Source organism: Athalassotoga saccharophila, assembly GCF_009936215.1.
Classification (GTDB): Bacteria; Thermotogota; Thermotogae; order Mesoaciditogales; family Mesoaciditogaceae; genus Athalassotoga; species Athalassotoga saccharophila.
In genome coordinates this window covers 932,364-946,284 of record NZ_AP019551.1, presented here as the reverse complement: position 1 = coordinate 946,284, position 13,921 = coordinate 932,364, and the positions used below count along the sequence as shown (strand labels likewise).

11 protein-coding genes are annotated in these 13,921 nt (G+C 41.7%); all 11 read left to right on the top strand.

The window, feature by feature from the left end:
- The first annotated feature begins 8 nt into the window (after window positions 1–8).
- From ATHSA_RS04730 to argS, 11 genes are read left to right on the top strand one after another with little or no spacing between them, the layout of a single operon-like run.
- Window positions 9–836 (top strand): bifunctional 5,10-methylenetetrahydrofolate dehydrogenase/5,10-methenyltetrahydrofolate cyclohydrolase, encoded by an 828-nt coding sequence (locus tag ATHSA_RS04730; RefSeq protein ID WP_161847993.1) that lies wholly within the window; start codon window positions 9–11, stop codon window positions 834–836.
- On the top strand, window positions 824–2,158 hold the full coding sequence (gene xseA / locus ATHSA_RS04725; RefSeq protein ID WP_161847992.1) for an exodeoxyribonuclease VII large subunit: 1,335 nt from the start codon (window positions 824–826) through the stop codon (window positions 2,156–2,158). The genes ATHSA_RS04730 and xseA overlap by 13 nt, the downstream gene beginning before the upstream one ends.
- Window positions 2,148–2,378, top strand: a complete 231-nt coding sequence (gene xseB / locus ATHSA_RS04720) for an exodeoxyribonuclease VII small subunit (protein WP_161847991.1) — start codon at window positions 2,148–2,150, stop codon at window positions 2,376–2,378. The genes xseA and xseB overlap by 11 nt, the downstream gene beginning before the upstream one ends.
- A complete protein-coding gene (gene dxs / locus ATHSA_RS04715) occupies window positions 2,368–4,245 on the top strand; it encodes a 1-deoxy-D-xylulose-5-phosphate synthase (RefSeq protein ID WP_161847990.1) in 1,878 nt (625 codons plus the stop codon). The genes xseB and dxs overlap by 11 nt, the downstream gene beginning before the upstream one ends.
- A 1-nt stretch (window position 4,246) precedes the next feature.
- Entirely contained in the window at window positions 4,247–4,585 is a 339-nt protein-coding gene (locus ATHSA_RS04710) for an Asp23/Gls24 family envelope stress response protein (protein ID WP_161847989.1), read from the top strand.
- 28 nt (window positions 4,586–4,613) lie between these two features.
- Entirely contained in the window at window positions 4,614–6,221 is a 1,608-nt protein-coding gene (locus ATHSA_RS04705) for a DAK2 domain-containing protein (RefSeq protein WP_161847988.1), read from the top strand.
- A gap of 12 nt (window positions 6,222–6,233) precedes the next feature.
- A complete protein-coding gene (greA, locus tag ATHSA_RS04700; protein ID WP_161847987.1) occupies window positions 6,234–6,704 on the top strand; it encodes a transcription elongation factor GreA in 471 nt (156 codons plus the stop codon).
- A gap of 20 nt (window positions 6,705–6,724) precedes the next feature.
- Entirely contained in the window at window positions 6,725–8,215 is a 1,491-nt protein-coding gene (lysS, locus tag ATHSA_RS04695; RefSeq protein ID WP_161847986.1) for a lysine--tRNA ligase, read from the top strand.
- Window positions 8,212–9,540, top strand: coding sequence for a phosphoglucosamine mutase (glmM, locus tag ATHSA_RS04690; RefSeq protein ID WP_161847985.1), 1,329 nt, complete (start codon window positions 8,212–8,214; stop codon window positions 9,538–9,540). Before lysS ends, glmM begins: the two co-directional genes overlap by 4 nt.
- Window positions 9,518–12,289: an excinuclease ABC subunit UvrA gene (uvrA, locus tag ATHSA_RS04685; RefSeq protein WP_161848942.1), complete on the top strand. Its 2,772-nt coding sequence runs from the start codon at window positions 9,518–9,520 to the stop codon at window positions 12,287–12,289. Before glmM ends, uvrA begins: the two co-directional genes overlap by 23 nt.
- Window positions 12,290–13,918, top strand: a complete 1,629-nt coding sequence (gene argS, locus ATHSA_RS04680; RefSeq protein ID WP_161847984.1) for an arginine--tRNA ligase — start codon at window positions 12,290–12,292, stop codon at window positions 13,916–13,918.
- Window positions 13,919–13,921: the final 3 nt, after the last annotated feature.

Sequence of the window (13,921 nt, the reverse complement as noted above, 5' to 3'; positions counted from 1 at the left end):
GTGTAGAAATGATCTTCGATGGAATAGAGATTGCCGAAAACATAAAAAAGTCAGTTGCACAAAGAGTTCAAAATTTAAAATCATCGGGCGTATTTCCCGCATTGAGATGTGTGGTCTCTTCCGATGACAAGTCAACGAGAGTTTACCTCAATTCGATAAAGAAAAACTGTCTGGCATTTGGAATAGATTATGCCGAAGTTGAGGTGAATGAAAAGAACATCTTTGAGAAGATAAGAGAACTTAACTCTGACAAAAAAGTCCATGGAATAATGCTTATGCATCCGGTACCGTCCCAAATAGAAGAGTTCAAGGTCCTCTCTTCAATAGATCCTATAAAAGATGTCGAGGGAAGGACACCGCAGAATCTCGGCATGCTGGTTATGGGGAAGGCCTACTTTGCTCCATGTACGGCCGAGGCTGTCGTTGAAATGCTCAAATACTACCATGTACCTCTTGCCGGAAAGAATGTTACAATCGTTGGAAGGAGCACAACGGTTGGGAAGCCGCTCTCTTTGCTTTTGATCGCCGAAGATGCGACTGTGACCATCTGTCATTCAAAGACAGTTGATCTGATCAAGAGGGTTAGAGAGGCAGATATAGCCGTTACCGCAGTTGGAAAACCGAAGATGTTCGATGAAAAATGGTTTAGCGAAGGCTCAACGGTTATAGACGTTGGGATAAATGTCGTGAATGGGAAGGTAGTCGGAGACGTTGATTTTGATTCGGTTTCACAAAAAGTGTCAGTTTCAAAGGTGCCCGGTGGTGTGGGAAATGTGACATCGGCCATACTTATGAGAAATGTAGTCAATGCCACGGAGTTGATATGCAAGACTTAGAAATGGGTGTTATCGAGATAACCAAAAGGATTATCTCAATAATAGAAAAGGATGAAACTTTACAAAATGTGACTGTGCGTGGGGAAATTTCGAACTTCAAACTTTCTGGCCCCCACGCTTATTTTTCGCTCAAAGAAGAGGATTATCTTTTGAATTGTGTCATGTTCAACGCGATTTACAGACATCCTCATGAAATAAAGGAAGGCACCGTGGTAAAGGCTACAGGGTCTGTCAGAATATACGCAAAAAGAGGGACGTACCAGTTCTATGCCGAAGACATCCAAGAAGGCATGGATTATGGCGAACTTTACAGAAAATTAGAAGAATTGAAGTTGAAATTGAAAAGGGAGGGCATATTCGATAAACCAAAAAAACCCATTCCATCCTTTCCAAAACGTATAGCGGTAGTGTCATCGAAAACCTCTGCGGCATTTCACGATGTTGTCAAGACTATAAACAAAAGATATCCCCTTGCAACAATATTGTTATTTCACACCTCCGTTCAGGGAAAGGATGCTTTTTTGGAAATAGTTAAAGCTCTCGATGCTGCCGATAGATCGGATGCAGACGTTGTTTTGCTTGTAAGAGGTGGTGGAAGTATCGAAGATCTCTGGAACTTTAACGAAGAAAGCGTCGTCAAAAAGATATACGGGATGAAAAAACCCGTTATAACTGGAGTTGGTCATGAAATAGACACAACACTTGTCGATTACGTTGCAGACAAAAGAGCGCCGACACCAACGGGGGCGGCCGAATATGCCACGCCAGATCTTCAAGAATTAACAAAACATATGAACGTGATCTTCTCTAACATCGTGAAAAAGTTCGATCAGGATCTTGATCAGAAGACTTACCATCTTATGAATCTTAAAAAAAGACTTGATTTTCTTTCTCCCGTTAATCAAACAACTCTAAAGGGGGAGAAAGTAGATGAAGCCTTTTTAAAGGTTAAACGGGCTCTTGAGAATATTCTAAAAGAGAAACGATCGATCTTCTTGAGAGTCGGAGATGCTTTGGCTCATTCAAAGGTGGTAAGGACAACGGAGATAATACCAGAAAGACTTTACACGAAAATGGACACTTTAAAACGTATAACTGTTAACAGTATGTCTTCTAAAAGTTCCATCGTAGAAAAAGCCTTTTTGTCTTTGAGCATTCACGATCCTTATGAGCCTCTTAAGCGTGGATACGCGATCATTTCAAAGGGCGATCATCACGTAAAATCTGTCGAAGAATTGAGAAAAGAGGATAAAATAAAATTGGAACTTTTCGATGGTAAAATATTATCTGAGGTATTGGAGATAGACAAAAATGGAAAATGAGAAGATAGAAGAGTTATCTTTTGAAGAGGCCTATAACAGACTCGAAGAGGTTTTAAAAAAGATGGAAGATCCTCAAATAACCCTTGAAGAATCGATAAAATTATTCAAGGAAGGTGTTGCGCTTTACAAAAGATGTAAATTTCTAATAGACTCGGCCTCGCTTTCTGTGAAAGAAGTTCTCGGAGAACTCGAAAGGGAGATGAAGAACGATGAAAATTGAATGGGATGATGAACCGCTTTTTGAAAAACTCGACAAAATGAGTGTAGATGAAATGTACGATCTTGCCGAAAATATAAGAAATTACATAGTCGAAGTCGTTTCTTCCGGAGATGGTCATCTTGCCCCCAACCTTGGCACTGTGGAATTGACACTTGCGCTCTACAGCGTCTTCCCGCCAGATAAAAACATAATAATCTGGGACACCGGTCACCAGGCCTACACGCACAAAATACTTACCGGCAGGGCAAAAACTCTGCCATCGATAAGGAAATTCGGAGGAATAAGCGGCTACCCATCCATAAAAGAATCAAAATACGATTATTTTGGTGTGGGACATGCCGCCACCTCAATAGCCGCAGGTCTCGGGATCGAAGTTGCCGAGAGAATAAATGGGAACAAAAATCAGGTGATAGCGATAATCGGAGATGGAGCCATGACATCGGGCATAGCCCTTGAGGCGTTAAATCAGATAAAGACGGTTTCTTCGAAGATAAAGATAATATTGAATGACAATGGCATGAGCATTTCTCCAAGCGTTGGTCAGATATCTCAGATAATATTGAACAAGATGCGTACGACGAAAGCCTACAGAAAGTTCGATGCAAAAGTGTACGAAATTTTCAAAGAAACCATTCTCAAATCATTCAACGATAAGGTAAAAGGCGCGCTAAAGAAGTTGCTTTTGCCGGATAACTTCTTTGAAGATTTTGGTCTGAAATACATGGGGCCGATAAATGGTCACGATATAAAAACTATGAAAAAGACCTTTGAAAGTTTGAAGGCCGTCGAAGGTCCTGCAGTTGTTCACATTCTAACTCAAAAAGGAAAGGGAATAAAATACGCCGAAGACAATCCAAGAAAATTTCACAGCGTTTCGATGATAAATCCTTCAAATGGACTTTCGATCGATATAAAGAAGGGATGGTACTCCTACAGTGAAGTCTTCGGAAGAGTGCTTTCCAAGATGGCAGACGAGGATGACAGAATAATAGGAATAACTGCCGCGATGGAAGATGGAACGGGTCTCACATTCTTTAGGTCGAATCATCAGGACAGATTTTTCGATCTCGGAATAACTGAAGAACTTTGTACAACTTTTGCGGCAGGCATCTCATTAAGAGGTCTAAAGCCTGTCGTGGCAATATATTCGACCTTCCTTCAAAGGGCCTTCGATCAGATAATTCACGACGTTGCATTGCAGGATCTCGATGTGATCTTTGCGATAGATAGGGCAGGTTTAGTAGGTCAGGATGGGCCAACACACCATGGCGTCTTTGACATATCTTACATGAATTTAATTCCAAATATGAAAATCTTGGCCCCTTCCTCCCTCGAAGAACTTTCATCAATCCTTAAAGCCATTGTCGGCAGGGTTCATGGGCCAGTTGCCTTAAGGTATCCGCGCGCAACCGAAATTGCCTCCATAGATGATATAATCTACGCGAAGCCACTCGAGGATCCATTTAGGTGGGAAAGAATAAAAGAAGGAAGTGATGGGACAATACTCGCAGTTGGATCGATGGTCAAAGTCGGAGTTGAAATCGTCGAAAAGGCTGCTTTGCACGGTGTAAATCTTGGACTTTACAATTGCAGAAGTGTAAAACCTCTTGATATGTATGCCCTTGAAGAGATAAGATCGACTCCAAGGGTATGGACTTTAGAAGAGGGATCTGTTATGGGTGGTTTTGGCACTTCCGTAATGCTAAAAGCACCATTTTTGAGATCGAAAATCGAGGTAATTGGAATAGATGACAATTTTGTTGGACACGGTACAAGAACAGAACTTATCGATTTATGCGGGCTTTCGGCCGAAAAATTGGCAGCCAGAATACTCGCAGAATTTCAAATCAAAGTTCAGGAGGGATGAAATGAAATTTTCTACAAAATACGGGGAAATCGAGGTATCTTCTCAAGCGATAAAGCAACTGATACGCGAGGCGATAATCAACAGTTATGGGATTGTAGATCTTTCCAATGCGTCTTTGATGTCCCAGTTTGCCTCCCTGTTTAGCGAAACGGACAGAGGAATAAAATTGATCGATGATGGTAAAAATGTCAAAGTAGACGTCTACGTCATAGCCGAATACGGTATAAATGTCATGCAGGTTGGTAAGAACCTTCAGGATGCGATAATTTACAATTTGAAATTCTACGTTGGGATGAATCCAACGGAGGTCAATATTCATATTGTAGACATAAATTTCTAATGAAAGGACGTACGTAGAATAATCTATCATGAAAACAATAGACGGGAAAATAATGGCTATATGTTTTAAAAAAGGCACCGAAGTGCTTCTTTCTCACATAGAAGAATTAAATGCCTTGAATGTCTTTCCTGTTCCAGACGGAGATACAGGATCGAATATGGCCTCGGCGATGCTTGAGGCAAGTAAGAATTTGGATGCCCTTGATGGGAAGATGGATCTTCAGAGTGTGCTCGAGGCAATAGAGAGCGGTACATTGCTTGGGGCAAGGGGAAATTCGGGTGTAATCCTTTCTCAAATCTTCAGAGGTTTCAGGCAGGGAACAAAGGGCAAAAAAATATTAAAAGCAGAGGATTTTGCTCAGGCACTCAAAAGTGCAAGAGAGGTTTCTTACAGTGCCGTTATGAAACCGGTTGAAGGTACGATGCTCACAGTCATAAGGATTTTATCGACAGAAGCAGACAAGTACATTACCGAAGACATGACCGAGTTCATGGAAAGACTTTGGAAGAGATCTACAGAGGTTGTAAATGAAACTCCCAAATATTTGAAGAAACTTCGCGATGCCGGAGTTGTGGATGCCGGTGCAAAAGGTTTTTCTTACATAATGGAGGGATTTTACAGGGTTTTGAATGGAGAAACGAAGGTAGATCTAAATGTTGAAAGTATCACGACTGGAGAAATAGTAAAGATAGCCCAAGAAGACCTTAAATACCTTTATTGTACCGAAGTAATGGTTAAGACAACGAAAGACGTTGACATCGACGAATTGAGAAAATTCTACAACACGATAGGCGATTCTCTCATTCTCGTCAACTCTTCTGGACTTCTCAAATTACACGTTCACACGAATACTCCCGGTGTTGCCATAGACAAGGCGCTTGAATACGGTGAACTTTACAAATCGAAGATAGACAACATGAAGACCCAGCACCACCAGATAATAAGCGCAGAAGAAGGCAAAGTTTCAAATGAGCCAAAAGAATATGGAATCATAGTCATAGCGGATGGGCCAGGTTTTGAATCCATCTTTAAAAGTCTCGGCGTAGATGTCGTTTTAAATGGCGGACAATCTTCAAACCCAACTACGGCCCAGATAAAGGAAGCCGTCGACAGTATAAATGCAAAATTTGTCTTCGTTTTTCCAAACAATCCAAACATAATAATGTCCGCAAATTCTGTAAAAGAGATGACAAATGGGAAAAAGGTAATAGTTGTCAATACCGCTACAATTCAACAAGGCCTTGCAGCCCTCTTTGCATTCAATTCGCAGCAGGGAGTCTTAGAGAATGAAAAGAACTTCCAAGAAGCCATAGCCTCTGTCAAATCGATAGAGATCACGCGGGCCGTCAGGGATACCCAGTTTAAGAATTTAGAAGTAAAAAAAGATCAGTACATAAGTTTGATCGACGGAAAGATAGTGGCCTCTGCCGATCTCATGGATGATGCGATATTCTCTGCCCTTGAAAAGGCTGGAGTGGAGAATGCCGAGGTGATAACCATCTTTTACGGTAAGGATGTAAGTGAAGATGAGGCGAATGTCTTCTTCAAAGAGTGTCAGATACGATATCCGTCTGTTGACATAGAACTTTACTATGGTGGTCAGCCTTATTACTATTACCTTATATCGGTTGAATAAAGGAGGTCTTTTATGGCAAAAATTCAGTTGACAAAAGAAGGATACCAGTCTTTGAAAGAAGAACTGGCCGAGTTAAAAGAAAAGTTAATGAATGAAGTTGCCAAAAAGATAAAAGAAGCAAGAGAATTCGGAGATTTGAGTGAAAATAGCGAATACGATGAAGCAAAAAATGAGCAGGGAAAGATCAACAGCAGAATTAGCGAGATCGAAGAGATTCTTGCAAATGCCGTTATAATTGAGAACAGCAAAAATACCCACGAGGTGAACATAGGAAATTACGTTAAATTAAAAGACCTGAGCACAAACAAAGAAATGACAATGATGCTCGTAACTGCTCAGGAAGCGGATATCTTCAAAAATAAAATTTCCATCGACTCGCCGCTCGGAGAGGCTGTAAACAAGAAAAAAGTCGGAGACACCATCCGTGTAAAGGCTCCAAGTGGTATAAAAAGATACCTTATTTTGGACGTAGAGCAGAAATAATTCGATAAGGAGAGATCTGAATGGACGAGATAAGATCCAACAAAATAAAAGAAATTGAAGAAATAAGGAAACTCGGTGTAAATCCCTATCCTTACGCCTTTGACGTAAAGGATAAGATCTCACAAATAAGAGAAAGATTCAACAACCTTACAAATGGTCAAAAGGACGAGAGTGCCTCTCTTTCCATTGCTGGGCGCGTAATGGCCGTAAGATATCAAGGAAAGTCGATCTTTTTCGTCGTGCAAGATTCAACCGGTCAGATTCAGGGATACCTGAATGTTTCAGTGGGGACGGACAAGTTCGAATTCTTCAAAGATCATATCAAGGTTGGGGATTTTGTTGGGATAAAAGGCTTTCCATTCAGATCTCATACCGGTGAATTAACCGTCTTTGCCGCAGATTATCAATTGCTTTCAAAGGCAATAAGGACTCTTCCCGAAAAATGGCATGGCCTTACAGACAAAGAAAAGATCTACAGACAAAGGTATGTAGATATGACGGTGAACAGGGAATCTTTCAACAGATTTAAATCGAGATATGAAATAATAAGAATGATAAGAGAATTCATGAATGATGAAGGATTTATAGAGGTCGAAACCCCTATCCTTCAATTTGTAACGGGAGGAGCCACGGCAAGACCATTCATAACGCATTTGAACGCCTTAGATATAGACATGTACTTGAAGATCGCGCACGAGTTGTATCTCAAAAGATACATAGTTGGTGGATTTGACGCAGTCTACGAAATAGGTAAATGCTTTAGAAATGAAGGCATAGATTACAAACACAATCCGGAATTCACGATGATAGAATGTTACCGCGCTTACGTGGATTACAATTACATGATGGATCTGACAGAACGCCTTGTTTCTTACGTCATTGAAAAGGTCAATGGAACTACAAAGATAGAATATCAGGGAAAGCCAGTCGATTTCTCAAGACCGTGGAAGCGAGTGAAGATGAGAGATTACATAAAAGATCATCTCGGTGTTGATATATTGGAAGATCCGGATGACAAGATGATCAAAATTCTTAAAGATCACGACGCGCTTCCGGAAATAATGGAAAGAGGCCATTACATAGAAAAGTTATGGGACCTTGTCGAGGATACGATAACGAATCCAACATTTCTCCTTGAGCATCCAGTTGAAATCTCACCTCTCGCAAAGAGACACAGAGAAGATCCGCGTGTAACAGAAAGATTTGAGGTCATAGTGCTCGGAAATGAACTTGCAAACGCGTTCAGCGAACTTAACGATCCGGTCGATCAAAGGGAAAGGTTTGAGGCGCAGGCCGCTTTGAGAAATTCTGGAGACAAAGAAGCGCAAATGATGGATTTCGATTTCTTGAGGGCCATAGAGTACGGCATGCCACCGACGGGGGGTCTTGGAATAGGCATAGATAGACTCGTCATGTTTGCGACGAATGCGGCAACGATAAAAGATGTTATAGCCTTTCCTCTTATAAAGCCTGAAAACTTCGACAAAAGTGGAATGGAGATAGAGGAATGAAGAAATATTTTGGCACAGACGGCGTAAGGGGCATAGTGAATGAAGAATTGACTGCCGAACTGGCCTTTAAAATAGGTAGGGCCGCCTCCCACGTGTTGATCTCTCACAACCATAAGTTCAAAGAAATATTGATAGCGAGAGACACACGCATCTCGGGCGAGATGATCGAGAGTGCTTTAACTTCCGGTCTTTTGTCTATGGGCCTAAACGTTACATTGTGCGGTGTCATGCCCACCCCTACACTCGCGTGGCTCACAAGAAGGGAAGAAACGGTTGGTTTTATGGTCAGCGCCAGCCATAATCCGTGGCAGCACAACGGCATAAAGATCTTTTCGAATGGTTACAAATTGCCTGACAGCATCGAAGAAGAAATCGAAGAATCTCTCGATAAAGTTTCATACGGTCATTCAGTCGGAAGAATTGTCAACCACGATATGATCTCCGAATACATAGAATGGATAGTCAAAAGATACGCAGATCTTAGAGGAGAAACGCTTGCCTTTGATCTCGCAAATGGTGCCGCTATATCGACTGTACCGGTTGTCGCGCGCGAAATTGGGATAAAATCCTTCATTTTCAACGATAAGCCGGACGGAATGAATATAAATGAAAAATGTGGGGCCCTTTACCTTGACTTCATGAAAGAGGCTATCTTGACAACGTCGGCCAGATACGGCATAGTCAACGATGGCGATGCGGACAGATGCATGATAGTAAGCAGGGATGGTCGCATTATCGATGGAGATGACATAATGGTTCTTAACGCGTTAAGCATGAAAGATGAAGGAAGACTAAATGGAGATACAGTCATAGGCACGATCATGACAAACCTTTCTATAGAGGAATTCCTATCCAAAAATGGGATAAAGTTTTTAAGGACGCCAGTTGGAGACAGATACGTTCTCGAGAAGATGTTGGAGACCGACTCGCGTCTGGGTGGAGAACAATCCGGTCATGTGATCTTTTTGGATCTCGAAAGCACGGGAGATGGACTTGTTACAGCACTTGAAACTTTTAGAGCATCAAAAAAGTTGAACGTCGATCCGGCACAATTCGTATCCAAAATAGGTAGATACCATCAGATACTACAAAATATCGATGTAAGGGACAAATTGAGCGTAATGGAAGATGAAAAGGTAAAAGATTTCATGGACAGGGTAAAAAAAGAGAAAAATGTAAGGGTCGTTTTAAGACCTTCTGGGACAGAACCTTTGATAAGGATCATGGTCGAAGGAAAAGATGAAAAGAGAGTTGAGGAAATAATGAAAGAGGCAAAGGAAATAATAGAAGAGGTGAAAGATTCTGGAGCAATTCATAAGAATTAAAGGCGCACGCGTTCATAACCTTAAAAATGTGAATGTAGAGATACCGAGAAATGCCCTTGTTGTTTTCACTGGACCTTCGGGATCTGGCAAATCTTCTCTTGCCTTTGATACACTCCACGCCGAAGGACAGAGAAGGTATCTCGAATCTCTTTCGAATTATGCAAGGCAATTTCTCGGCGAGTTAAAACATCCCGATGTTGACGAAATAGACGGGTTATCGCCCGTCATAGCGATAGATCAAAAGACAGTCTCACACAATCCGAGATCGACAGTTGGAACTGTAACGGAGATAAATGATTACCTTAGGCTTTTATTCTCAAGAGTTGGAGTACCACATTGCGTTAAATGCGGGCGGACACTTGAAAAGCAAAGCATAGATGAGATCATCGAAAGAATAGAAAAAGATTATACAGGCGAGAAAAGGATAATCATCCTCGCACCACTTATCACCGAAAAGAAGGGAGAGTACAAAAATCTCTTTGAGTATCTCAAAAGACGTGGCTTTTTAAGAGTCAACATCGATGGAAATGATTACTCTCTCGAAGAAGAGATAAAGGTTGAAAAACAGGTCAGACACACCATAAAACTCATAGTTGACAGGCTAAAAGTCAGCAAAGAAAATCACCAGAGACTTGTGGAGTCGGTAGAAATAGCGCTCAAAGAGGCCGACGGTAAGGTCGAAATAATGGACTACGAAGACAAAAGTATCCAGTACTTCAGTGAAAAACTCGCATGCCCCGTGTGTGGAATAAGTTTTCCGGAATTAAGCCCGAAATTATTCTCATTCAATTCTCCCTACGGCGCATGTCCCGCCTGCGGTGGCATAGGATATACGCTTGAAGTGGACGAAAATCTCGTCATAGATCCGTCTAAAACGATAAGGGACGGTGGAATTATACCTTACAAGGGTGGTAAGGCCTTTGTGATAGATATCATCGAAAAGATGATAAAACAGATGGGTGAAGATCCCGAAAAGAAAATAAAAGAGATGAGTCCAAAGGTAAGAAAGGCTATTCTCGATGGTGGTCCCGGATTTAAAGGTTTAAAAGATCATCTCATGGACAGGTATAGGTACTCCGATTCCGAAGAGATAAAGGAATGGATAGAGAAAAACTTCCTCGTTCAAAAGACATGCTCTCTTTGTCACGGGAAGAGGCTAAAAGACGAGGCCCTTGCCGTTACTTTCAGGGGAAAAAATATAGCCGAGATTTCGGACATGACCATAAAAGAATCTTACGATTTCTTCAACAATCTCGATCTTTCACAAAAAGAAGAGTCGATTCTAAAAGAGATTTTGATTGAAATAAAAAGAAGACTTAAGTTTTTAATAGATGTTGGACTTGATTACCTTACACTTTCGAGAGCCGCATCGACTCTTTCGGGTGGAGAATCTCAAAGGATAAAACTCGCAACCCAGTTAGGGTCGCGCCTTGTAGGAGTTCTGTACATTTTAGATGAACCAACGATAGGACTCCACCAAAAAGACACAGACAGGCTTATAAAGATGCTCGAAGATCTCAAAGAACTCGGCAATACCGTTATCGTCGTAGAGCATGACGAACAGGTCATAAAATCTGCCGATTTTGCCGTAGACATAGGACCCGGTGCAGGAGAAAATGGAGGAAATATACTCTACGCCGGAGACGTTAAAGGCCTTATTTCGTCTGACACGCTGACTGGAAAATATCTCAGTAAAAGGCTTACCGTGCCTGTTCCAGCGAAGAGAAGAAGTTCGAATGAGTTCTTGAGGTTAAAGGGCATAACCCATAACAATTTGAAGTCCGTTGATCTTTCAATTCCGCTTGGTACCTTTACATGCATAACGGGCGTTTCGGGATCTGGAAAATCTTCCCTTGTTATGGAGACTTTGTATCCCGTTTTAATGAACAAAATATACAGGACACATCTTCCCCATGGATCTTACGAATCCATAGAAGGAATGGAAAAGATAGACAAGGTCATCCTCGTGGATCAAAGCCCGATAGGTCGCACCCCAAGATCCAATCCGGCAACTTACACGAAGGCATTTGATGGCATAAGGGAGATCTTTTCCCTGACAGAAGAGGCAAGAATAAGAGGATACACCCCCGGCAGATTCAGTTTCAACGTAAAAGGTGGAAGATGCGAGGCGTGTGCCGGTCAGGGAGTGATAAAGGTTGAGATGAACTTCATGCCAGATGTCTACGTCGAGTGCGATGTGTGCAACGGAAAGAGATACAACAAGGAAACCCTCGAGGTCAAATACAAAGGAAAGGATATAAGCGAAATTCTTGAAATGTCTGTCGATGAAGCCTTGAGATTCTTTTCGGACATTCCAAAGATAACGGCACCTCTAAAGGCCCTTCAGGACGTTGGACTTGGCTATATAAGACTCGGTCAGCCTGCGACGACACTTTCGGGAGGAGAGGCCCAAAGAATCAAACTTTCCTCTGAATTGAGAAAGATCTCGACCGGGAAGACCATCTACATTTTAGATGAACCGACAACCGGCCTTCATTTTCATGACGTGAAAAAACTCGTCAATGTGCTCCAGCAACTTGTCGATAAGGGTAATACAGTCGTCGTCGTTGAACATAACCTTGATGTCATAAAGAATGCCGATTACATAATAGACCTTGGGCCAGATGGCGGAGAAAATGGAGGGCAGATAGTGGCTCAAGGAACGCCCGAAGAGATAACAAAATCTTCTAAATCTTACACGGGAATGTATTTAAGACAGATCTTAAATGAAGAAATGGTGGGATGTTAATTGTACCTTAAAAATCTTATAAAAGAAAAGATCATAAAGGAATTTTCGGAAATTTTCAATACAAATCCACCAGATTTCGTGATTGAAATACCACCTCAGAATTTCGGAGACTATTCAACGAATGTGGCAATGATAAGCGCGAAGATCCTAAAAACATCTCCTCTTTCCATAGCGAAGAAACTTGTCGAATCTCTCAAAGAGGATCCCGACTTCAAAAAGGTTGAGGTTGCCGGACCGGGATTTATAAATTTCGAACTCTCGCCAGTTCTTTACGCGAATGTTGTTGAAAAGTACTTCAGAAAGGTCGAAATTCCAAAGGTTAGTTCAGAAAAGATTCAATTCGAGTTCGTGAGCGCGAATCCAACCGGTCCTTTGACTGTCGGTCATGGCCGTCAGGCGATAATAGGAGATATTCTCTCAAGGCTCAATGAGGCTGTCGGAAACAAAGTGGTAAGAGAGTATTACTTCAACGATGCAGGCCGTCAGGTTAAGATGCTCGGTCATTCCACATGGATAAGGTACAACGAACTTTACGGGAAACATTTTGAGTTTGGAGAGGACGATTACGTCGCCACATATTTAATAGACATAGCAAAAGAGATATCCGAAAAATACGGAGACAGATATGTGAATGTATGGAATGATGAGATCCAATCGTTCTTTTCGTCATACTCGACGGCAAAGATATTTGAATGGATAAAAAAGACACTTTCAAAATTGAACGTACCATTTGATAGTTATTTCAGTGAACAGACACTTTACACGTCGGGCCTTACGAATGAAGCACTCGAGATTTTAAGGAATAGAGGATACATCTACGAAAAAGATGGTTCTGTTTGGTTTGCCGTCTCGAAAGTACTGCCTTCGGAAGAAGACAGGGTGATAATAAGAAAAAATGGGGATCCGACGTACTTCTTTTCCGATATTGCCTACATGCTTAACAAGTACAGACGTGGTTTTGACAGGGTCTATTACATATGGGGTGCTGATCACCACGGGTATATTCCGAGAATGGAAGCCGCATCGAAGGCTCTCGGCATACCAGATGGATTTTTCAACGTGATCCTTCACCAGTTTGTAACTCTAAAAAGCGGCGAGGAAATAGTCAGAATGTCAAAAAGACACGGTGAATTCGTAACTCTCGAAGATTTAATAGATGCCGTTGGTGTCGATGCGACAAGGTATTTCTTTGCCATGATGGATCCCGACACAACGCTTGTTTTCGATGTTGAACTTGCAAAATCAAAGAAAATGGATAATCCAGTCTATTACGTTCAATATGCCCACGCGAGGATATCGAGCCTTTTGAAAAACGCAACGGAAAAAAAGATCGCCTTTGAAGATGCGTCGCTAAATAGCATATCAAAAGAAGAAAGAGATCTCGTAAGGGAATTAGACGAATTTTCGGATGTTGTATTGAATGCGGTCGATCAGAAAAAACCACAAAAATTGTGCAATTACGCATATTCTCTTTCCGAGAAATTCCACGCCTATTACACGGATCACAGAATAGTCGATCCCGAAAACTTAGAGATCTCGCGCGATCGTCTTAAACTTTGCTTTGCGGTCAAGAATGTCCTCGAAGTTACACTTTCGATCATCGGCGTCAGCGCGCCGGAAGAAATGTAGGAG

What these genes read in the sequence shown, in the direction of transcription:
- greA (WP_161847987.1), top strand. Translation starts at nt 6,234, where the DNA reads ATGGCAAAAATTCAGTTGACAAAAGAAGGATACCAGTCTTTGAAAGAA.
- lysS (WP_161847986.1), top strand. Translation starts at nt 6,725, where the DNA reads ATGGACGAGATAAGATCCAACAAAATAAAAGAAATTGAAGAAATAAGG.
- glmM (WP_161847985.1), top strand. Translation starts at nt 8,212, where the DNA reads ATGAAGAAATATTTTGGCACAGACGGCGTAAGGGGCATAGTGAATGAA.
- xseB (WP_161847991.1), top strand. Translation starts at nt 2,148, where the DNA reads ATGGAAAATGAGAAGATAGAAGAGTTATCTTTTGAAGAGGCCTATAAC.
- xseA (WP_161847992.1), top strand. Translation starts at nt 824, where the DNA reads ATGCAAGACTTAGAAATGGGTGTTATCGAGATAACCAAAAGGATTATC.
- dxs (WP_161847990.1), top strand. Translation starts at nt 2,368, where the DNA reads ATGAAAATTGAATGGGATGATGAACCGCTTTTTGAAAAACTCGACAAA.
- ATHSA_RS04710 (WP_161847989.1), top strand. Translation starts at nt 4,247, where the DNA reads ATGAAATTTTCTACAAAATACGGGGAAATCGAGGTATCTTCTCAAGCG.
- ATHSA_RS04705 (WP_161847988.1), top strand. Translation starts at nt 4,614, where the DNA reads ATGAAAACAATAGACGGGAAAATAATGGCTATATGTTTTAAAAAAGGC.
- ATHSA_RS04730 (WP_161847993.1), top strand. Translation starts at nt 9, where the DNA reads ATGATCTTCGATGGAATAGAGATTGCCGAAAACATAAAAAAGTCAGTT.